The organism is Luteolibacter rhizosphaerae (genome assembly GCF_025950095.1).
Taxonomy (GTDB): Bacteria; Verrucomicrobiota; Verrucomicrobiia; order Verrucomicrobiales; family Akkermansiaceae; genus Haloferula; species Haloferula rhizosphaerae.
On sequence record NZ_JAPDDR010000003.1, the window covers coordinates 546128 to 567052 of the forward strand.

At 63.6% G+C, this 20925-nt stretch carries 16 protein-coding genes; 6 read left to right on the forward strand and 10 right to left on the reverse strand.

Annotated elements, in window-relative coordinates:
- Nucleotides 1-128: 128 nt before the first annotated feature.
- The 4 genes from OJ996_RS07995 to OJ996_RS08010 form a co-directional block, all read right to left on the reverse strand.
- A complete protein-coding gene (locus tag OJ996_RS07995; RefSeq protein WP_264513015.1) occupies nt 129-494 on the reverse strand; it encodes a putative quinol monooxygenase in 366 nt (121 codons plus the stop codon).
- A gap of 102 nt (nt 495-596) precedes the next feature.
- Nucleotides 597-869 (reverse strand): hypothetical protein, encoded by a 273-nt coding sequence (locus OJ996_RS08000; RefSeq protein ID WP_264513016.1) that lies wholly within the window; start codon nt 867-869, stop codon nt 597-599.
- Between the two features lie 57 nt (nt 870-926).
- Nucleotides 927-1616: a rhomboid family intramembrane serine protease gene (locus OJ996_RS08005; protein WP_264513017.1), complete on the reverse strand. Its 690-nt coding sequence runs from the start codon at nt 1614-1616 to the stop codon at nt 927-929.
- Nucleotides 1617-1662: 46 nt separating this feature from the next.
- Complete coding sequence (locus OJ996_RS08010) at nt 1663-3033, reverse strand: L-serine ammonia-lyase (protein WP_264513018.1); 1371 nt, start codon at nt 3031-3033, stop codon at nt 1663-1665.
- Nucleotides 3034-3120: 87 nt separating this feature from the next.
- Between OJ996_RS08010 and OJ996_RS08015 the strand changes: the two genes are divergently transcribed.
- Nucleotides 3121-4359, forward strand: coding sequence for a benzoate/H(+) symporter BenE family transporter (locus OJ996_RS08015; RefSeq protein WP_264513019.1), 1239 nt, complete (start codon nt 3121-3123; stop codon nt 4357-4359).
- 31 nt (nt 4360-4390) lie between these two features.
- Entirely contained in the window at nt 4391-5164 is a 774-nt protein-coding gene (locus tag OJ996_RS08020; RefSeq protein ID WP_264513020.1) for a dienelactone hydrolase family protein, read from the forward strand.
- Nucleotides 5165-5278: 114 nt separating this feature from the next.
- Here the strand turns inward: OJ996_RS08020 and OJ996_RS08025 are convergent, their stop codons facing one another.
- Nucleotides 5279-6034 carry a hypothetical protein gene (locus OJ996_RS08025; protein WP_264513021.1) on the reverse strand — a complete coding sequence of 252 codons (756 nt, stop codon included), beginning with the start codon at nt 6032-6034 and terminating at the stop codon, nt 5279-5281.
- A 108-nt stretch (nt 6035-6142) separates the two neighbouring features.
- Entirely contained in the window at nt 6143-6832 is a 690-nt protein-coding gene (locus tag OJ996_RS08030; protein WP_264513022.1) for a lysozyme inhibitor LprI family protein, read from the reverse strand.
- Nucleotides 6833-6979: 147 nt separating this feature from the next.
- Here OJ996_RS08030 and OJ996_RS08035 point away from each other — a divergent pair, with 147 nt between their 5' ends.
- Nucleotides 6980-7999, forward strand: a complete 1020-nt coding sequence (locus OJ996_RS08035; protein ID WP_264513023.1) for an efflux RND transporter periplasmic adaptor subunit — start codon at nt 6980-6982, stop codon at nt 7997-7999.
- A 60-nt stretch (nt 8000-8059) separates the two neighbouring features.
- The gene (locus tag OJ996_RS08040; RefSeq protein ID WP_264513024.1) at nt 8060-11134 is read left to right on the forward strand and encodes an efflux RND transporter permease subunit; all 3075 of its coding nucleotides are present in this window, start codon (nt 8060-8062) and stop codon (nt 11132-11134) included.
- Nucleotides 11135-11216: 82 nt separating this feature from the next.
- On the opposite strand, the gene OJ996_RS08045 is transcribed toward OJ996_RS08040, so the two are convergent.
- The 3 genes from OJ996_RS08045 to OJ996_RS08055 form a co-directional block, all read right to left on the reverse strand.
- Nucleotides 11217-12479, reverse strand: coding sequence for an MgtC/SapB family protein (locus OJ996_RS08045; RefSeq protein ID WP_264513025.1), 1263 nt, complete (start codon nt 12477-12479; stop codon nt 11217-11219).
- A 59-nt stretch (nt 12480-12538) separates the two neighbouring features.
- Nucleotides 12539-14677 (reverse strand): family 1 glycosylhydrolase, encoded by a 2139-nt coding sequence (locus OJ996_RS08050; RefSeq protein WP_264513026.1) that lies wholly within the window; start codon nt 14675-14677, stop codon nt 12539-12541.
- A 63-nt stretch (nt 14678-14740) separates the two neighbouring features.
- Nucleotides 14741-16033: a hypothetical protein gene (locus tag OJ996_RS08055; RefSeq protein ID WP_264513027.1), complete on the reverse strand. Its 1293-nt coding sequence runs from the start codon at nt 16031-16033 to the stop codon at nt 14741-14743.
- 129 nt (nt 16034-16162) lie between these two features.
- Here OJ996_RS08055 and OJ996_RS08060 point away from each other — a divergent pair, with 129 nt between their 5' ends.
- Nucleotides 16163-17392: an aspartate kinase gene (locus tag OJ996_RS08060; protein WP_264513028.1), complete on the forward strand. Its 1230-nt coding sequence runs from the start codon at nt 16163-16165 to the stop codon at nt 17390-17392.
- An 83-nt stretch (nt 17393-17475) separates the two neighbouring features.
- Complete coding sequence (locus tag OJ996_RS08065) at nt 17476-18069, forward strand: DUF4328 domain-containing protein (RefSeq protein ID WP_264513029.1); 594 nt, start codon at nt 17476-17478, stop codon at nt 18067-18069.
- A gap of 12 nt (nt 18070-18081) precedes the next feature.
- On the opposite strand, the gene OJ996_RS08070 is transcribed toward OJ996_RS08065, so the two are convergent.
- Nucleotides 18082-20892, reverse strand: a complete 2811-nt coding sequence (locus OJ996_RS08070; protein WP_264513030.1) for a DUF2339 domain-containing protein — start codon at nt 20890-20892, stop codon at nt 18082-18084.
- Between the last annotated feature and the right edge of the window lie 33 nt (nt 20893-20925).

The following is a 20925-nucleotide window of genomic DNA, read 5'->3' on the forward strand; positions in this document are numbered from 1 at the left end:
CCGGTGGGGGGCCGGCCGCGCTCCTCATGAATCGAGAGCGCGGAAACAGATAAGCGCGAAGCAAAGCAAAGATGCCCGCCCGCGCCTAGCGCTTTGAATTACGCATCTGCGTAATATCACGCAGAGTGTTAACTCCGCTCGATCCCGCTGTGCAACACGAACCACGCCGGATTCAGGTGTGCCAGAGGCTCGCGGAGCTTGTCGATCTCCTCCGCCGAACCATGGAATTCCAGACGGGTCATGTCGCTGAACTGCAACATCTTCTCGATCACATGGCCCACGTTCTGCAGGTGCGCCAAGGTGCCCTCCGCACCCACATATCCCTCGCGGCAAAACACTTCATCTCCGTTGATCGTGAACTCGTAGAAGAGACACAGCGACTCGGAGCGAGTCGTCGCGACGAATTCCTTCAAGACCTCCTCAACATCCGGCCATTTACCGGCGTGGACCTTGAAATACGGATGCAGGGTAACAAGATTGGCAGGCAGACTCATGCTGCCGCATTCAAGCGGACCACATGCCGATGGGCAGGAAAAAATGCGGAGAGCCCCCCGCCGCAGCCCGGGCCTCTCCGCATCGGAAAAATCTCTCCCGGTCTACTTGCTGCCGTAGCCGCCGGGATTCTTGAAGCCATCCCCGTAGCCCCAGATGTAGTCGTTGCGATGGGCGCTCGGCAGCGTCCGGTCCGTGTTGATGTGCGGGTTATACGGCCTGCCGCTGTAGCGGTCGCCGCTGCCATCGGTGTGGCCGCGATAGTAGGCGTCTCGAGGCGAATACCCCGCGGCCTGATAGCCGACGGCGTTATGACTGCATGCAGGCGCGGATAGCGCCACGATCACGCCCAGTGGGACAAGGGTGGACAATTTCATAGCACTCTCTCCCTAACACGTTTTTCCAGCCCGTCCAATGACATTTCAAACACCCATTCAACGCCGCAGGCTCGCCCCGCGCGGACGTAATGGCGCCAGAGCCCCTAGGATCAGCCCCCCGGCGAAGCCACCGATATGGGCCCCATACGCCGTCGCGGATTCCACCTGACCCATCACCGAATAGACGTCGATCAACACCCCTGCCACACCCACCGCTGCGAGACGGGCCGGGCTGATTGGTCGCGAGATTGGCCAGATATGCGGATCCGGCAGATGCCACCGCATCGCCATCGAGAGATAGAACCCCTCGAAGCCCATCAGCGCCCCGGATGCCCCGAGCATGGGGATCGGCTTGTCCGGCGCCAGCGCCACATGAAAGGCCGCTGCGGTGAATGCCGTGACGAAAAAGATCCCGAACATCCAACGCTGTCCGATCAAGTCCGCCACCAGCGCCGCGAAGATCCACAGGAAGAGCATGTTATAGATCACATGATCCGGGCTCCCGTGCAGGAACGCGTAGCTGATCATCGTCCCGAAAGCCTTCGCATCCTCCGCCCCGAAGCTCCCGGCTACCAAGTGCTGCCATGCCCCCGTCACCTCGGTCGGCATGCACATGAAAGGCACATACCACTCCCTCCCTTCCAGAGCTTGGAACACGTAGATCCCGAAAATCACCGCGATCAACCCCAGCAGCGGCCCCTGCGCCTCGAACAATCCCCGCGTGGCATCATAACGCACTCCTCTCATCCTGCGGCACCATGGCGGCAGTCGGGCGCGGATGGCAAGCGGGGCCTCAGCACTCCACCACGTTCACCGCCAGACCCCCGCGCGACGTCTCCTTGTACTTCGACTTCATGTCCCGCCCCGTGTCCCGCATCGTCTTGATCACTTTGTCCAGCGACACGAAGTGCGAGCCGTCACCCGCCATCGCCAGTCGCGCTGCATTGATCGCCTTCACGGAAGCCATCGCATTCCGCTCGATGCACGGGATCTGCACCAGCCCGCCGACCGGATCGCAGGTCAGCCCCAAGTTGTGTTCCATCCCGATCTCCGCCGCATTCTCGACCTGCTTCGGCGTCCCGCCCAGATACTCCACCAGCCCCGCCGCCGCCATCGAGCAAGCCACACCCACTTCCCCCTGACAACCGGCCTCCGCCCCGGAGATCGAGGCATTCCGCTTGTAGAGCATCCCGATCGCCGCCGCTGTCAGCAGGAAGCGGTGCACGCCATCGGGGTGCGGCGAGTGCCGGAAACGATACGCATAGTGCAGAACGGCCGGGATGATCCCCGCGGCCCCGTTCGTCGGCGCCGTCACCACCCGCCCGCCCGCCGCATTCTCTTCGTTCACGGCCAGCGCGTAGAGATTGACCCAATCGAGGATTGTCAGCGGATCGGTCAGCGAAGCTTCAGGATGACTGCACAGGCTCTCGAAAATAGCCTTCGCGCGGCGCTTTACTTTCAGCCCCCCGGGCAGCGTGCCTTCCTGCGAGCACCCGCGCTTCACGCACAGCTGCATCGCCTGCCACACGGCATTCAACCGCGCGCGCGTCTCCGCCTCCGGCCGGAAGGCCGCCTCGTTCTCTAACAATAGCGTCGCGATCGAGCACGCCTTGTTCTCGCAGTGCGCCATTAGCTCCGCCGCATTCGTGAAAGGATGCGCCACCGAAATCTCCGTAGCCACCGGTGCCTGCATCTCCGCCTCGCTCGCGATGAATCCACCGCCCAGCGAGTAGATCACCGCATCCGCCAGCGGGCTCCCCGCCGCATCCAGCGCCGTGAAATGCATGCCGTTCGGGTGCAGCGGCAGCGGCTTCAGCCGCTTGAAGTCCAGATCGGCCCGCTCGTCGAATTCGATCTCCTCCCCCCACGGCAGCAGCAGTCTCCCCGCGCGGATTCCCGCCAGCTTCGCCGGGATGCTGTCGATCTCCACCGTCTCCGGCTCCTCGCCTAGGAAGCCCAGCAGGATGGCCGAGTCCGTCCCGTGCCCCTTGCCCGTCGCCGCCAGCGATCCATACAGGTCGCAGCGCACCCGGCTCACCCGCTCGGCCAATCCCTGCTCCACCAGTCCGCGGACGAAGCGGCTGGCCGCCCGCATCGGACCCACCGTGTGGGATGAGGAGGGGCCTACGCCGATCGTGAAAAGGTCTAGTGCGGAAAGGGTCATGACCGCCGCGTATCCTTTCCGGAAGCGGTTTCCGGCGCAAGAACGCGGGGAAAAATTGACCGAATCCGCATAAGCCCCCGCCTCTTCGTGTCAAAGCCCGCACGCCCGGCCATTGACTCCGCCCGCCCGCAAGCGCATGACGGCCCGGCCCGCATGCTGAAGGACTTCTCCATTTCCGCACTCGTCGCGGGTTTCGTCTCCGTGCTGGTCGGCTTTTCCAGCTCCGTCGCCATCATCTTCCAGGCCACGCAGAATCTCCACGCCACCCCCGAGCAGACCGCCTCGTGGATCTGGGCCATCGGCATCGGCATGGGGATTCCCTCCATCCTCTTCTCCATCGCCACGCGGAAGCCCATCCTCATCGCCTGGTCCACCCCCGGCGTCGTCGTCATCGGCGCTGCCGCCGCGGCCGGGCACCTCACCATGCCGCAGGCCATCGGCTGCTTTCTCTTCAGCGCCGTGCTCATCATTGTCACCGGCTTCAGCGGCGGCTTTGAGAAGGTGATGAACTGCCTGCCCCTACCGCTCGCTTCCGCGCTGCTCGCCGGCGTGCTCTCCCGCTTCGCACTCGATGCCTTCGTCGCCGTGCCGCGGAATCCCGCCCTCGTCCTGCCCATGGTCGGCGCTTACGTCCTCGGTCGCCGCTTCTGGCCCCGGGCAAATGTCCCTGTCATCCTCCTGCTCGGCATCGCCATCGTCGCGATCCAGGGGCTGTTCCATATGGAGCGCGTCCCGTGGGGCATCACCCTGCCGGTCTGGATCGCGCCGGAGTTCTCCGCCGCCGCCCTCATCGGCGTTGGCATCCCCTTGTTCATCGTCACCATGGCCTCGCAGAATCTGCCGGGCATCGCCGCCATCCGCGTCGGCGGCTACGAGGCCCCGGTGTCGAAGATCATCGGCTGGACCGGCGTCTCCACCTTCCTCCTCGCCCCCTTCGGGGCCTTCGGCATCAATCTTGCCGCCATCACCGCCGCCTTCGTCGTCGGCCCGGAGGCCCATCCGGATCCCGCCCGCCGCTACTGGGCCCCAGTCTGTGCCGGTCTCTTTTACCTCCTCATCGGCGTCTTCGGCGCCACGGTCGCGGGACTCTTCTCGGCCTTCCCCCGGGAGCTCGTGCTCGCCGTAGGCGGCCTCGCCCTGCTCGCCACCATCGGGAATGCTTTGGCCGCCGCTCTCGGGGAGGACCGCTATCGGGAGGCCTCGGCCCTCACCTTCTTCGTCACCCTTTCCGGCATCACCCTGCTAGGCATCGGCTCCGCCTTCTGGGGCATCGTCGCCGGGGCCATCGTGCTGCTCCTGCACCGCCGTCCGGCACACGCGGTTTGACAGCGCCCCTCGGCTCGCTTTGCTGGCCATGATGAAATCCCTGATCCTTTCCCTCCTCGCCATCGCCTCAGCCTCCGCCGCCATCGTGGAAAAGCCCGTCGAATACAAACAAGGCGACCTCACCCTCGAAGGCTTCCACGTCTACGACGACAAAGTCGAGGGCAAGCGCCCCGCCGTCCTGGTCATTCACCAGTGGACCGGCCTCTCCGACTACGAGAAGATGCGCAGCCGCAAGCTCGCGGAACTCGGCTACAACGTTTTCGCCGCCGATATCTACGGCAAGGGTATCCGCCCCGTTCCGCCCGAAGCGTCGAAGGAAGCGGGCAAATACAAAGGCGACCGCGACCTCTACCGCGCTCGCCTGAATGCCGCGCTCGACGTGCTCAAGGCCGATGAACACACCGATACCTCCCGCATCGCCGCCATCGGCTACTGCTTCGGTGGTGGCGGTGTCCTCGAGCTCGCCCGCAGCGGCGCGGACATTGCCGGGGTCGTCTCCTTCCACGGCGCCATCGATGCCGCCCCCGGCAAGGAAGCTCCCGCCGGTGGCGTGAAGGCGAAGGTCCTCGTCCTCCACGGTGCCATCGATCCCCATGTCCCCAGCGAGCACGTCCTCGCCTTCGGCAAGGAAATGGAGAACGCCGGTGCCGACTGGCAATTCGTCGCCTATGGCGACGCCGTTCACTCCTTCACCCAAGAGAAAGCCGGCAACGATCCCTCCAAAGGCTCTGCCTACAACGAGAAAGCCGACAAGCGCTCATGGGAAGCCATGAAGACCTTCTTCGCCGAGATCTTCGCCAAGTAATCCCCGCGCACTCCTTTCGAGGGCAGGATGCTTATCCCGCATCCTGCCTCCTCATCCTCCCCGTCATCCGCCCAGACCCGTGGAGCCCATCAGGACCGGCTCCACCTCCTGTCCTCAATCTTTTCGCGCCTTTTGCGCCTCTTCGCGGCTAAAAGACCCTAGGCTCCTCCATCCCCACTCCTCCACCTTGCTCGGCCGCGCCCGCTCCAGCGTCATATTCGGCTTACCGTCATCACCGATCAGCATATTCCCCTCGTCCGCCAGGATCAGCACCGTCCCCCAATCGAACCTCACCCGGTTCGGCCCATGCGCTGCCCAGCCCGATCCCTCCCACTTCTTATCGAGCGTGAAGACATGCACCACCTTGTTGTTCTCCACCCTTCGCCAGAGCGTCCCCGCCAAGTCGGTCTCGAGGTTGGCCACCACCCCCACGCCTAACAGCAGCCGCTTCTTCTCCGCCACGATCTGCTTGGCCAGCTCGGGATTGTCCGTCGTCCCGGGGATCGAGTTCAGCGCCGCCGTGTAAACCGAGTTCGGCCGCCGCGCCGCGGCGATCGCCCCTTCGTGGATCTTGTTCAGCTCCTTGATCAGCGTGCGCTGCGGCCCTTGCGCCTTCTTCGGCAGGTTACCGTTCTCCTTGGTCGCGGGTGTGATCCCCGCCGCTCCCTTGCGCTCGGCCACGATCGCGGCGGCGCTGTTCGCATCCCCCTTGGCGATCAGGTCGGCCTCCACCCGGTCGAGTTGCACCAGATAGGCATCACGCGCCAGTCTCTCTGCCGACTCCGCCTTAACTAGAATCTTGTCGATCTCCGCGCGATGCCGTGCCGCATGCGGCGCGATCAGCGGATCAAGCTCCTTTGATTCAAGCACCTTTAGGGGCAGGAGGATCGCAAAATCAGCGGGAGGGAGCGGAGGGCCGCGTGCATCGGGTCAGGCTTCCCGAGTCATGTCATCCGTCAAGATGAAAGGACTCCACGCTTATTCGTCCAGCTTTGCTTCGATAACTTTCTTCTGCTCCTCCGCCGTGAGTTCGCCGGTCCAGAGATAGGTCCCGCCGAAGTAGGCCCGCATCCCGTGGAAGGGAGAGGTGTTCTCCCCTTCCACCATGATCTTGCCCGGCTTGTCGTAGCCCTCGCGGAAGGTCAGCCAGGTCGGGCGCTCCTCGCCGTCCGCCTTCGTCTCGTAAAATCCCATCATCCCGTTGCGCCGGAATTCCCCGCCGATCCCGCCGACATGGAAGGTCGGCCCGCGCACCACATGCAGGGCGAACCATGCCTTGCCGTCCTTCTCGACGATCTCCAGCTCGCCATTGTAGCCGTCGGAGTAGCGTCCGCCCCAGCCCTCCTTTCGCTCGTCCAGCTTCAGCCATGCCTTCAGCCAGTCGATCCGTCCCTCGGTGAGCCCCGCCGCCAGCTCCCAGCGATCCACTGCGGTTTCAGGCTGGCCCTCCTTCTCCTGCCATTCGGCCATGAATTCACGGTGCTCCACCCACTCGCGTTGATCCTTCTGCAGCTCGGCGAATCGTTCCGCCGGCAGCTTTGTCTTCAGCTGCGCATACACCTCGTTCAGTGCCTTGTCCTGCTTGGCATACTCGGCCTTGGCCGCCTCCAGTTCATTGCCGCAGGCGATGCCGAGGATGAGAAAGAATCCGATGATCGCGAATTTCATGGCGGCACTCTTGTATCTGCCGCGTGATCCGGCAATCCGGATGCGTATTCCGGTTTGTGCATTCCGCGAAGTCCATGTAGCGGAAGAGGCTTTCCGGGGGATGAAGGATTCACTTTGCTTCCCCACTCGCTTAACTGTCTGAACCCCATGTCCCAACCCGTCTCCACGCTGCTCGCGTGTACGCTCTTGCTCGCGCCCGGCTTCCTGCTCGCGCAGGGCAAAGGCCCCGCCGCCGCGGTGGCAGCGGAAACTTACGCGGTGAAGACGACCCCCATGGCTTCTACGGTCACCACCGTCGGCACCTTGCGCGCGAATGAATCGGTGGACATTGTCCCCGAACTCACCAAGCGACTCGTCAAGGTCGAGGTGCAAGAGGGCGCTCAAGTGTCCAAGGACGAGGTGCTCTTCATCCTCGATGATGCCGATCTGACCGCGGAAATCTCCGAGATCGATGCACGGCTCAAACTCGCCGAGGCGAATGAAACCCGCACCGGATCCCTCCTGCCGGAGCGCGCGATCAGCAAGCAGGCCTACGATCTGGCGAAGGCGGAGCTCGATATCTTCAAGGCCCAGAAGGTCACCCGCGAAGTGGAGTTGGCCAAGACCCGCATCCGCGCCCCCTTCGCCGGGAAGACCGGCGTGCGGCGCGTGAGTGAGGGCGCCTTGGTGACACCCACTACCGTGCTCATGAGCCTGCAGGACCTCTCTCGGATCAAGGTCGACTTCCCCTTGCCTGAGCGCTACGCCGCAGAGGTGAAGCCGGGTCAGAAGTTCAGCTTCACCGTCGCCGGGAATGCCACCCGGTTTGAGGGGAAGGTGCAGGTCATCGAACCCGCCGTGGAGGCCGCCACCCGCAGCCTTCACGTACGCGGCGTCTGCGAGCAGCCGAAGGGCCTGCTTCCCGGCGGCTTCGCGGACGTAACCTTGGACCTCGATACCGTGGAGAACGGCTTCGCCATCCCCAGCCAGGCGGTTGTTCCCTCCGCGAAAGGGCAGGGGGTTTACGTCCTGAAGGACGGCAAGGCGGAGTTCCGCGATGTCGAGATCGGTCTCCGCACCGCCGGTCAGGTCCAAGTCCTGCACGGACTGGCCGAAGGAGACCAGGTGCTTACCACCAATCTCCTCCGCCTCCGCCCCGGCGTCGAAGTCACCCCCCTTACCCCCTGACTCTTCTAAGCATTCTGGTTTAGAGAATTAGTGCTTAGTAACTAGTCATTTCGATATTCTGTGAGTCTAGCGGAAACCAGCATCAAGCGCCCCGTCCTTGCGACGGTCATGTCGCTTGCGATCATTCTCTTCGGCATCACCGGCTTCTACTTCCTCGGAGTCCGTGAGTACCCCGCGGTCGATCCGCCGATCGTCACGGTGCAAACCCAGTATCCCGGCGCGAATCCTCAGGTGATCGCCTCGCAGATCACCGAGCCGCTGGAGCAGGTGATCAATGGCATCGCGGGCATCCGCACCATGACCTCGGAGTCGCGGGAAGAGCGCTCGCAGATCACCGTGGAATTCACGCTCGATACCGACCTCGACACGGCGGCGAACGACGTCCGCGACCGGGTTTCGCGCGCGATCCGGAATCTGCCTGTGGATTCCAATCCGCCCGTGGTCGAGAAGGCGGATGCGGACTCGCAGCCCATCCTCTTCCTCTCGATGTACAGCGATCAGCGCAGCATCCTCGAGGTGAGCGATCTGGCGGACCGCTTGGTCCGCGAGCGCATGGAGACGATCCCGGGCGTTTCTTCCGTGCGAATCTTCGGTGAGAAGCGTTACGCCATGCGCCTCTGGATGGACCCCGTGAAACTCGCGGTCCACGGCCTCACACCCATCGATGTCCAGAACGCGCTCGATGGTCAGAATGTCGATCTTCCCAGCGGCCGACTCGAAGGCACCTCCACCGAACTCTCCCTGCGCGTGCTCGGCCGCCTGAACACGCCAGAGGATTTCGAGAATCTCATCATCAAGCAGGAAGCCGGCCGCCAGATCCACTTCCGCGATATTGGCTATGCCGAGCTCGGCGCGGAGAATCAGCGCACCGGCACCAAGCGCGAGCTCGTGTACTCGATCGGTGTGGCGATCATCCCGCAGCCGAACACGAATGCCATCGCCATCGCGGACGAGTTCTACAAGCGGCTGGAGCAGGTGAAGAAGGAGATCCCCTCCGACGTGACCATGGAAGTCGGCTATGACTTCACCCGCTTCGTTCGTCGCTCGGTGGCGGAGGTGGAGGAAACCCTGCTGATCGCCTTCGGCCTGGTGGCCCTCATCATCTTCCTTTTCCTGCGCGATTGGCGCTCCACGATCATTCCGGTCATCGCGATCCCGGTCAGCATCATCGCCGGCTTCTTCATCATGTATGTGGCGGGCTTCTCGATCAACGTGCTCACGCTCGTTGCCATCGTGCTCGCCATCGGTCTGGTCTGTGACGACGCCATCGTCGTTCTGGAGAATATCTACACCAAGATCGAGGAAGGCATGTCGCCCATGCAGGCCGCCATCACGGGCTCGAAGGAGATCTACTTCGCGGTGATCTCGACCACCGTGGCTCTTGCCGCGGTCTTCCTGCCCATCATCTTCCTCTCCGGGTTGACCGGTCGCTTGTTCCGCGAGTTCGGCATCACCTTGGCGGGTTGCGTGCTGGTCTCCGCCTTCGTTGCGCTCACCCTTTCGCCGATGATGTGCCGCTTCCTCTTGAAGGGGCATGGCGAGAAGAAGAACTGGTTCTATCGCGTCACCGAACCTTTCTTCGACCTGATGACCCGCACCTATCGCGGGACCTTGGGCGGCTTCCTGAAGGTGCGCTGGCTGGCCTTCCTCATCCTCGCGGGGAACGCCTTCCTGATCGCCTGGCTTGGCAAGGCGGTGCCACGCGAACTCGCGCCCTTGGAGGATCGCGAGAACATCCGCATCAACGTGACCGCTCCGGAAGGTTCCAGCTTCGAGTTCACCGAGAGCTGGATGGATAAGATCGACACCTACGTGCACGACGAGATCCCGGAAACCTTCCGGACTTTCACCATCATGGGCGGCTTCGGCCGCACCGAGGCGAATGTGGCCTCGCAGAATATCTACCTCACGCCGCCGGAGGAGCGCGGTCGCAGTCAGGCGGAAGTCCACAAGCAGATCATGGAAGACATGAACGCCTTCACCGGCGTCCGCGCCTTCGCTACCCAGCCGCCGACCATCGGGGATCGCCGCGGCGGCCAGCCGCTCGCCTACGTGCTGCAGGCGAACAATCTGGAAACGCTCATCGAGGTGCTGCCCAAATTCATGGAGGCAGCGAACAAGAGCCCGGTCCTGCGCCAGATCGATGCCGACCTGAAAGTGAATCGACCGGAAGGCATCATCTCGATCAATCGCAACAAGGCGGCGGAGATGGGCGTGTCCGTGGAGCAGATCGCCCGTACCGTGGAGTTCGCGTACTCCGGTCGACGCTTCGCCTACTTCTTGAAGGACGGGAAGCAATATCAGGTCATCGGACAGATGCAGCGCCAGGACCGCAATGAGCCCGGCGATCTGAAAAAACTCTTCGTTCCCACCAAGAGCGGCGGGATGGTCTCGCTGGATAATCTCGTCAGCTTCGACGAGTCCGCCAGCCCGGCGGCGATCTTCCGCTTCAACCGCGCCGTCTCCGCCACGATCCAAGGCTCACCCGCTCCGGGGAAGACCTTGGGCGATGGCATTGCCGAACTCGACCGCATCGCGGACGAAGTGCTGCCGGATGGCGTCCGCACCGCCTTGGCCGGCCAGTCGCGCGACTTTGCGGAAAGCTCCTCCAGCCTGCTCTTCGCCTTCCTCCTCGCGCTGGTGATCATCTACCTCGTGCTCGCCGCGCAGTTCGAAAGCTTCATCGATCCTTTCATCATTATCCTCACCGTGCCGCTCTCGCTGGCCGGTGCCTTGCTCACCCTGCACCTTACCGGGCAGACCCTGAATGTCTTCAGCCAGATCGGCATCATTATGCTCGTTGGTCTCGTGACCAAGAATGGCATCCTCATCGTCGAGTTCGCCAACCAGCGCAAGGAACAGGGCCTGCCCAAGCTGCAAGCCGCACTCGAGGCCTCGGTCGCGCGTCTCCGCCCGATCCTCATGACCAGCCTCGCGACGATCCTCGGAATCCTGCCGATCGCCCTCTCGCTCGGAGCCTCTGCCGGTTCGCGGCAGTCCCTCGGTATCGCCGTCGTCGGCGGCCTCCTCTTCTCCGGCTTCCTCACCCTCTTCGTCGTCCCCGCCGTCTACGCTGTCTTCTCTCGCGAACACAAGCCCGCCGCCAGCGAAGACCCGGATCCCCAACTCGGTTGAGTGAACCATCCCTCATTCCCATCGGATCCATCTCGAACCCAATCCCCTCCATCTTCGGTTGAACGGCGGTCCAGCAGCTCCACTACCACGGCCATAGTAGCAAAATCGCCACGCCTCCCGCTGCTGCCGCGCCGAACCCGGCCGAAGTCCACTTCACGAACCGGCCCGCCCCCAGCACCACGGCCATCCCCGCCTTGAACACCGTGTTGGCCAGCCCCCCGATCAAGATCACCCGCCAGCCGGTTCGCGGTTCCACCTCGCCGGACGCCACCAACCCGGAGGTCGAGAGCGTGATCGCATCCACATCGGTCAGCCCGGAGATCGCCGCCACCACATACAGGCCGGAGTCGCCGAAGTGCTCCTTCCCCAGCGCGACCGCATACAGCACTCCTACGTAGAGCAGGCCGAACATCACCGCCCCCTTGAGCTCGGAGGGCGCTTCTTCCTCCCCCGGCTTCTCTCCCGCCCGCTTCGCCAGCCAGAGCACCACCCCGGCCACGACCGCCGTCCAAGCCAGCATCAGTCCCAGCGGTGGCAGCATCGCTCCCATGTGCGCGGGCGCGGTCAACATCACTTCCACCATCACCCGCGCGAAGACCACGCAGGATGCTGTTAGGATAATCGCCGCCAGCACCGTGCCCGCCGATCCTTCCGCCCGGCTGCGTCGCGACACGCTCGCGGTCACCGCCGTGCTCGAAACCATCCCGCCCAGAATCCCGGAGATCGCCGCGCTCTTCGCACCCCCGATGAACTTGCCGACCAGATAAGCCACCAAGCTCATGCCGACGATCAGCACTACCATCAGCCAGACCTTGAAGGGATTGAGCACCTCCAGCGGCCCCATCTTCTCGTTCGGCAGCAGCGGCAGGATCACCAGCCCGATCAGCACCAGTCGCGCGATCTCCTTGAGTTCCTTCGCATCCACCTTCCGCACCGCTCCGTGCAGCGGATCCTTGTAGTGCAGCAGCACCATCACCGTCCCCGCACAGGCCACGGCCGGCGCGAGCTGCCCCGTTCCGGCCAAACAGCCGATCGCGAAAATCGCCAGCATCGCGAACTCCGTGGTGAGCCCGATGTCCGGCTCGTTCTGCCGCATGGCCGCGAGATTCGCCATGATCGCCATCGCCGTGCAGGCGATTAGCCCGCCCGCGATGATCCAACCGCCAAAGGCTACGCTCATCGCCCCGGCCAAGCCGCCGAAAAGCCCGATTAACCCGAAGGTCCGCAGCCCCGCCATCGGGTTCTTCTTCCACTCCCGCTCCAGCCCCACCAGCAGCCCAAGCCCCAGCGCCGTGCCTAGCGATTGTAGCAGGATCAGGGTCTGGGGGTAGTGCGCTTCGTTCATGCCAGGAGACGGATTGTCTACCCTAGCTGCGGATGCGCTCTCTAGCAAGTTGCCGCCTACTACTTCGGAATGATCGATTTCAACAGCTCCACTTCCTCCGTCGCTTGGCGCTTCAGTTCGGGATCGCGATCGAGATCCACGAAGTAGAGCCCGAAGTCCGTATTCGGATCGAAGGCATGACCCCACTCCCGGTTCGAGGTGATCGACCAGTAGTTGTAGGCCTTCACCGGGACTCCCTTGGCAATCGCCCGTTCGACCTGCGCGAGGTGCGCCTTGATGTACTGACCCCGCGTCATCGCGTCCGCGGAGGGCACGCAGCCGTTCTCCACGATCAGGATCTCCTGTTCCGGAAACCAGCGGTGGAAACGCTGCAGCGCATGGAAGAGTCCCTGCGGCCACACCGGTGCGCGCAGGAACCGGCCGTGTGCCGCTTCTTCTAACAGCCGGAAGCGGTGCAGCCGCCAGGTCGGCAGACCCCAGTAGTAGTCCAGCCCCACGAAGTCCTGCGCGCCCACCGCTTCCTCGGGGCAAAGCTCTTCCGGCAGCCGTCCTGAAGTCCCCAGATACCACCAGTTCGCGTTCGCGATGATGCTGGTGGTGCCCCAGAAGCGCCACGCCCAGTTCAGCCAGCTCGATTTCGATTCCAGCACCTCGAGCCGTTCGCAAGGCTCCAGCGGCACCAGGTCGAGCTTCGCCTCGTCGCCTAACACTTCCTTCGCGATCAGGCGTGCCAGCCTCACCTCCAGACCCTCCTCCTCGCATGAGGATGACACCCCGGGCGCATCCGTGCGCACCCCGATCCGGATCTTCCCGCGCCGTTTGATCCGCCGCATCCCCCGCGTGCCCGACATGCTCTCCGGCAGGCTGTCACCACCCGCAAAAAGCTCGTGCAAGGACAGCGGCCGGTGGATCTCTTTCGCCACCACCTCGGGCCGCGATACCCAAGGAACCTCGCAGATCCCTGCCAGCTCGTGCTGGAAAGCCGCCACCGCTTTGTTGACGCTCTCGACCAATCGCGCATGCCCGTGCGGGGCTACCACCACATAGTGCTCGTCGCTCAGGCCGGTCGCCAGAAAACGGAAGCGCTCGCCCCCTTTCAGCTCGGAGGGCAGCAGGAAAAACGCATCGCCATACACCGCCGCCACCTTCCCCTCCGCCAGTGCCCGGCGCGCCTCGTCGTAGTTAGGGAAAATCTTCTTCCGCGCTCCTTCCGGCAGATCCCGCCGCCACGAATCCGGCTGGTTGCCCACTCCGATCACTCCCACGTCTTTGCTCACCAAGGAAGCGATGCCTTCCCCCTGATACCCCTCCAATACCAGCACCGCCTTCCCGGTGCGCAGGTAGGGGTCGCTGAATTCATAACGCGTCTGGTCGCCCTCCGTCACCCCGCCGATCACGATATCCACCTCGCCCCGCTCGCTCACCAGCGCTCCGCTCGTCGTGAATTTGAAGACCGCTTCCTGTAGGCCCCGGTGACATGCACCCCAGTCCATCAGCATCTGCAGCCAAGTCGGGAATCCCGTCACCAGCGGGTTCACCCCTACCTTCGCATCCGCTCTCCGCGCCCGGATCGCCATCCGCGCCCACGCATGCGCCCGGAACAGATTCGGGATCAATTTTCCCACCGCCTCGGCCTCGGCCTCCACCACCGTCCCGCGCGGCAGTCCCGGCGGCATGTAGTATCGATTCTGCCACCACGGCATGATGTAACCGAAGGTCAACTGGCTCGGCTCGTTGAAGCTGATCCACCAGTCCACCAGATCGCCGAGCGATTCCGCAACCCGCGCTGCGTAGCGCGCGAAGAGGTCCGGAAACTCCTCCCCAATCATTCCGCCGTGATCCCGCTCCAGCCACACCGGCCATACGAAATGGTGCAGGGTGACCATCACCTTCATTCCATGGCTGCGGATGCACTCCGCCACCCGCCGATAATGCGCCAGTGCTTGGGGATCGAAGACCCCCACGGAGCTTTCCACGCGGGCCCATGCGATGGAGAAGCGGAACAGCTTGCAGCCCATCCCCGCCGCCGCGGCGATGTCTTCCTCGTAGCGATTCCAGAAATCCGTCCCGCGGCCGCGCGGTGTCAGTCCTTGGCAGCGCTCCCAGAGATCCCACACATCCTCATGCTCGGGATCATGCGCCTCCACCTGATGGTCGGCATTCGCCGTACCGAAGAGGAAACCGGGTGGGAAAGGCATGCGCCGCGACCATGATGCGATCCGCCCCCGAGGCAAAGCCCGCGTTTCAACGCGACATCCTCGTCACCAAGGCAGCTTCACCGGTTTCACATCGGCCGCCACGATCTCCTCAGGCGGTAGCAAGGTTCGCGTCGCGACATCGAATCGATAGGCTTTCCCGCTCACGGGATCCGGGCTGAGTCTCGAGATCGATTGCGACGTCAGCGTCTCGCCATTCTGCTCGAGGATCAGCAGGTCCAGCGCGGCTTGATGAATTGCCACCACGGAGGCAGCTCGCAAGTAGCCTTTGTGCCAAGCCGGTGTGCCGATGTAAAAGGCTTCGGCGATCTCCAAGCTCTTCCCGCTGAATTCATCCATGCCGTCTTGGAGCGAGTGGCAGCCATTGCTCGCGAAATCCTGCCAGTTTGTTCCCGGCAGCTCGGCCACCAGTTTGTCGAAGTTGGCCGCGTGAAAACGTGCAACCTTTTCCCCATCGGCTGGCTTCTGTCTCAAGATGGCGGGGTAGAGGAAGTATTCGGACATGATATTCCACTCACCCTTCATCGCCTCCGCGAAGTCCGCGGGAGTGTAAGCTTGGGTCGCGAAGTTCTCCTTCCAGCGCGCAAGGTCCACCCCGGGCCCTAGACTGGGAAGAAGGTGCTCGAAGCTGGAGTTCATCCGGTTCAAGTCGGTCAGGATGGCGACGGTCTCGGAGAGCAGGGTCCTCTCTTCGATTCCGCGGAAATGGGCACTCATGTTTCCGGTTGCCGTGATCAGTCGGAGCGCTTCGGCCTCGTCTCCTTCTTCTGCCGCGATCCGACCTTTCAGCAACAGGAGGTCGAACAATTCCTTAGCCGGGCGCGCGGAAACGAAGCCGTTGTAGTCCTCCGGCATGCCGGTGCTGGATCGTTCAGGCATCGCGGCGATCTTCTCCGCGAGTGCCAGCAGTTCCCCACTCTCCGCCAGACCGGCCTTGGCCTTCTCGAGATCCCAAGGCTCCTTCCCTTCGATCAAGGCTCGCAGGGAATCGCTGATCTTCGGTCGGCTCTCCTCCGGCATCTTCCCGAGTTGATGGAGAAGGAGAAAAGCATTCGCCTCATCCGGCACCGGCTTCTTCTCGATCCGCAGCCCGGGGAACTCGCCGAGCATCTTCTCCTTCATTGCGGCACATCCTTCCCGGAAGGCCTTCCGGGCGGCCGGCGTGTCCTCTGCGGCAGGCTCGCGCGGCGTCCTCTTCGCCAGCGCGAGAAAGTCTCCTTGGGCCCGCTCGCTCAGGGGTTCATGGTTTGCCTTGTTCCATGCCCAAGCTCCGGTCCCGCCGATGGCGAGGAGCGGGACGAGGCAGAAAATCAGTCCGCGGGAAGGCCGGTAGTTCATCGGGTGGGAAGCTCGCATATCTGGAATTTCAGATAATTCAAATCAAATGGGCCTTCCCCCCCGCCTGCTGCCCCACCGCGGGCTTGCCATCCCCGGGGCGCTCCCCTTCACTCCCGGCCCGCACTGGCCATGGCCCTTATCGTCCAAAAATACGGCGGCACTTCCGTCGGCTCCATCGATCGCATGCGCAACGTCGCCGCACGCGTGAAACGCACCCGTGACGAGGGCAACCAGGTCGTCGCCGTGGTGTCCGCCATGTCCGGCATTACCGATGGCCTGATCAAGATGGCCAAGGAGTTCAACGAGACTCCCGCCGAGCGCGAGATGGACGTGCTGCTGGCCACCGGCGAGCAGCAATCGATCGCCCTCGTGACGATGGCGCTCCACGAAGCCGGAGTGGAAGCAGTCTCCGTCACCGGTCGCCAAGCTGGCATCTATACCACCGGCTCGCACACCCGCGGCCGCATCCAGGACATCACGCCGGATTTCATGCGCCGTTCGCTGGACGAGGGGAAGACCCTCGTCGTGGCCGGTTTCCAGGGTGTCACGCCGGAGGGCATGATCCACACGCTCGGCCGCGGTGGTTCGGACCTCACCGCCATCGCCGTCGCCGCAGCGCTGAAGGCGGATGTCTGCCAGATCCTCACGGATGTGGATGGCGTTTACACCTGCGATCCGCGGATCGTGAAGAACGCCCGCAAGCTGCCGGAGATCTCCTATGACGAAATGCTTGAAATGGCCTCGTCCGGATCGAAGGTGATGCAGTCCCGCTCGGTCGAGTTCGCCAAGAAGTACGGCGTCGTCTTTGAAGTCCGCTCCTCTCTCAATGATAACCCGGGCACCTTGGTGCGCGAAGAACATCCTGCCATGGAAAACGTCGTCATCCGCGGAGTCTCGATCGAGCGCTCCCAAGCCCGCGTCACCATCACCGGTATCCCGGATGTCCCCGGCATGTCCGGCAAGATCCTCGGTGCCCTCGGCGAGGCGGAGATCAATCTCGACATGATCGTGTCGAACATCGCTCACGACGATCGCGCCCGCCACTCGTTCACGATGCACTCGAACGACCTCGGCAAGGCCCAGGCCGCGCTCAAGCTCGTGCTCGCGGAGATCAGCCCGGATGCGAAGATCGAGACCGAGGCAGGCATCGCGAAACTTTCTGCCGTGGGCATCGGCATGCGCTCCCACTCGGGTGTCGCCGCCACCATGTTCAAGGCGCTCGGTGAAGCCGGCATCAACATCGGCATGATCTCCACCTCCGAGATCAAGATCGCCGTGACGGTGGAAGAGACCCGGATCGAGGACGCTGCCCGTGCCGTCCACGATGCCTTCCAGCTCGATAAGGAGCCGGTGAAGTGAGGCCTTGACTCCACGAGCCCTGCCGGGCGGCATGGGCTCGCGTGGAGAATCCTTATCAAGTTCCGAAGTCCGCCCCGCCGCCCTTGCCCCTGCCCACCACGCAGGGTCTTCTGCCGGTGAGGTTTCTGGCACTCGCGGCGCTTTGGATGTTCGTGGGCTCCACCGCCCTAGCGGTGGCCGATCATCTCCTCAGGGCATTCATGATGCCTCAGGCGTTGAGTTTGCACGACACTTACTATCTTGAAGGCCCGCCCCTCCTTGAGGGGGCAATGATCCTTTTGGGGCTTGGTAGTGTGATCCCTTACCTGATCTGGAAATACCGTGCGGCGTGGAATGCCGCCCGCATGTCGCCAGCCGGGATGACCGTTTCACCGGCCATGGCGGTCGGCTCCTACTTCATCCCGGTGGTAAACTTCTTCCTCCCTTGCAAGGCGATGGCGCAGATCACCCGCGTGTCCACCGGTAGCGGAGGCGTAGCCCTATGGTGGGCCACACAGCTGGGAGGAACACTTTTCGGATTGGTCATCGGTGTGATTCAGGGAGCCAACTCACCTGCGGCGCCGGGTCTGCTGGATCATCTCTATATTTCCCTAAGTGTGTTTTCGGTCTTTGCAGCTTGGAGGCTGATCATGGACATTACGCGGGCTCAAACCGCAGCAAGGCAGGGAGTTGATTGAGGCCTGCGCCCTTCAGATCTCGCGGGAGTCCAAGAGCTTCTTCAGCACGTCCGCGAAGCGATTGTAGAAGAAGCCAAGCACCACCAGCGCCACGCCGAGCGAAAGGAAGGCGGTCACGCGGAAGAAGGTTGCGAAGTCCCATACGTCCACCACGAAGAGCTTGAGCACCGCGAAGCCTAACAGGGCGAAGCCGACGTGACGCAGAGCCGCCACCTTCTGCCAGAGTCCGGCGGACACCATCGTGAATCCGAGGACGGTCCATGCAATGGCCACCGGCTTCCACCCAAGGTGCCAGACCATGGTTTGCGTGCACCAAGCCGCCAGCAACGCGGCACCGGCCATGATCACCAGCGGGCGGATGTTGCGCCAATCCGGCTGCGGGAGCCTCGCCACGAAGGGGATGGTCAGCAAGGTGATCGCCACCATCCAGCCCTCTGCGGAAGGAGGTGTGTCCATGGCATGCCATGGTGCGGTCGCCATCCTTGCGGCCAGCCAAGCCATGGCCACGCCAACCAAGGCCCAAGCTTCCGGAAGCCTGCCGCGTCCCAGAGATCCGGGGGCCAGCAGGAGGAGAAGGGAGCTCGCCGCGATCACATCGGCCCATGCATCCGGAGCCAGGCTCACCCATGCCGCGATCCAAGAGAGCACGGCGAGAGTGCGCGCGGCCGCGGCGGCCAGATCACTGATGTCATATCGTTGAGGGCGGTAGGCGATCCACGTGATCCCGCCTGCGATCAAAAGAGGGAGGAACTCCGCCGGCCACGGGATAGGAGACGAGCTGACTTGGAGGAATACGATCTCCCCGAGGAAGAACACGGAGGCCGCGATCAAGAGCGGACTAACAAGAAGGAAGCGGCCACCCGCGGCCAAGGCGATCGCGATCAGACCGGACACCAGCATGCGCCCGCCGGTAGTTAGATCCAGCGGGATGACCAGCGTGTGAAGTGCGACGACGATGATCGAGGCGGTGACAATGGCGGAGAAGTCGGCGATAGGGAACTTATCGTCTTCCCTCCGTGCCGGTGCCCGGTGGACCCAGAGCCAGTGGCCCGCGACGCCCATGAGCAAGGCCGTCGCGGGCCACCATCCGGCGAGCATCGTCTTCTCGCGGATCCAGGAAAAGGGATGGGCCTGCACGATCAACAGCAGGGCGGCAGCGTGGAAGACCAGCGACCATGTTCCGAGTTCCCGCAGCCGGCCTTGTCGATCGAGAAGCAGCGCTGCCGCGCTCATCGCGGTGCCGATGCCGAGCACGCAGAGATAGCGGGTGCCGTCTTCCAAGTACAGGCACCAGCCCAGCAGGAGAGCCAAGCTTCCCGCGGCAAGAGAGAGCGAGGTTGCGGCCCTTGCAGGTTGGCCCGCCTCCCATGCCGGTCCGTGGCGTTGCCACCCCAGATAGAGCGGAGCCACGGAACTCATGATCAGAAACGCGGCGAGCGCCCGGTTCCAATCCGCGATCTCCCGGCCGAGTCCCGACCATAGGATCAGATAAAGTGCTCCCGCGAGCGCGGCGAGGGACGATGCGACGAGCTCGACTCGGCCACCGTAGCGGGCATAGGCGATTGCGGTCAGCAGCGCTTGGACCGCGAGGCCGATCGCAAGCGTGTCTCCCTCCAACTTGAGAACCATCGCCAGAGTCAGGGCTACCAGACCTTGGGCGAGCTGCGACTCACCGCTCGCTCGGTCGCTACGGCGGGCAAGGACCCCCATCGTCGCGAGCAGGAATCCGAAGACCGCCGGCACCATCCAGTAGTCGGCACTTCCTTTTTGCTCGATCCAGACCGCGCTGAAGAGGGCGAAGAAAGCACCGTTGTTGATCGTCAGGAACCAGCCGCGAGCTTGTGCCGATAGGCCCGGGAAATACCGGGTGATGCCGGTGATTCCAGGCAGGGCGAACACTGCCCAAACCGGCGGCAGAAAGTAGAGAGCCGCTGCATCATGCTGCGGGCCGCCCGCTGCCCCCGCCGTCTGCCACCAGAGGAAGGAGAGGTAGGTTCCCGCCATCGCCACGATTCCGGGCGCGCCCCATTCGCGGCGGGTCATCAGGCCAATACCCGCGATGGCGAGTACGAGGTTGGATGCCGTCGAGAGCCATCCCAAAGGTTGCAGCACGGTCGCATAAGAGGCGAAGAGCAGGCCCATCACCGCCACCGCGCGGGAATCGCGGCGCAAGGCGATCGCGACGATCCCGCCTGCCACGGCCAGCAGCATGGCTCCGGCGATCACGGGCGAATCCACCACCTGCAGGCGTGCTACATGGTGGGAGGCGAAGGTGCACCAGTAGAAGAAAGCGAGTCCTCCCGCGAGCAGCACCTCGCCGAAGCGCCTCAAGTTCTCGCGTTTCGCGTAGTGAACTCCTGCACCGGAGAGGGCTAGCGATCCGAGATAGAGAGCCGCGAGACGGATGCCCGGCGGCAAGTCGCGGATCCAATTCTGATAGGCGAAGTTGCCAAGCAGCACGAAGCCGGTGAGGAGCAGGGCGATACCGATCCGTACCAACCAAACCCGACCGAAGCGTAGCTCCAGCGGCGCGCGTTCGGCGGGCTTCCGCTCCGCAGCGGGGGCGGGGTACGGCGGCGGACTCGCGGGTTGCACCGTTTCCATGGGACGGTATGCCGGCTTGGCGATCGTCACGGGCACCGGCGCGACCTCCTCCGCCACGACAGAAGCGGATTCAAGCGCGGGGGAAAGAAGCGATTCCAGCTCGGAGAGACGCAACCTCAGCGTGGCCAGCTCGGCGGCATGATGCTGCTCGAGCGAGGCGAGCCGCTGCCTCATGAGATGCAGCTCGGCCCAAGCCTTGGCATTGGTCTCTTCGTTCACAGCGATAGCATACCCGGCCCCGGGTGAACTCAT

Coding starts and splice junctions, on each gene's coding strand:
- OJ996_RS07995 (WP_264513015.1), bottom strand. CDS start 494: ATGAGTCTGCCTGCCAATCTTGTTACCCTGCATCCGTATTTCAAGGTC.
- OJ996_RS08000 (WP_264513016.1), bottom strand. CDS start 869: ATGAAATTGTCCACCCTTGTCCCACTGGGCGTGATCGTGGCGCTATCC.
- OJ996_RS08005 (WP_264513017.1), bottom strand. CDS start 1,616: ATGAGAGGAGTGCGTTATGATGCCACGCGGGGATTGTTCGAGGCGCAG.
- OJ996_RS08010 (WP_264513018.1), bottom strand. CDS start 3,033: ATGACCCTTTCCGCACTAGACCTTTTCACGATCGGCGTAGGCCCCTCC.
- OJ996_RS08020 (WP_264513020.1), top strand. CDS start 4,391: ATGAAATCCCTGATCCTTTCCCTCCTCGCCATCGCCTCAGCCTCCGCC.
- OJ996_RS08030 (WP_264513022.1), bottom strand. CDS start 6,832: ATGAAATTCGCGATCATCGGATTCTTTCTCATCCTCGGCATCGCCTGC.
- OJ996_RS08035 (WP_264513023.1), top strand. CDS start 6,980: ATGTCCCAACCCGTCTCCACGCTGCTCGCGTGTACGCTCTTGCTCGCG.
- OJ996_RS08045 (WP_264513025.1), bottom strand. CDS start 12,479: ATGAACGAAGCGCACTACCCCCAGACCCTGATCCTGCTACAATCGCTA.
- OJ996_RS08050 (WP_264513026.1), bottom strand. CDS start 14,677: ATGCCTTTCCCACCCGGTTTCCTCTTCGGTACGGCGAATGCCGACCAT.
- OJ996_RS08055 (WP_264513027.1), bottom strand. CDS start 16,033: ATGAACTACCGGCCTTCCCGCGGACTGATTTTCTGCCTCGTCCCGCTC.
- OJ996_RS08060 (WP_264513028.1), top strand. CDS start 16,163: ATGGCCCTTATCGTCCAAAAATACGGCGGCACTTCCGTCGGCTCCATC.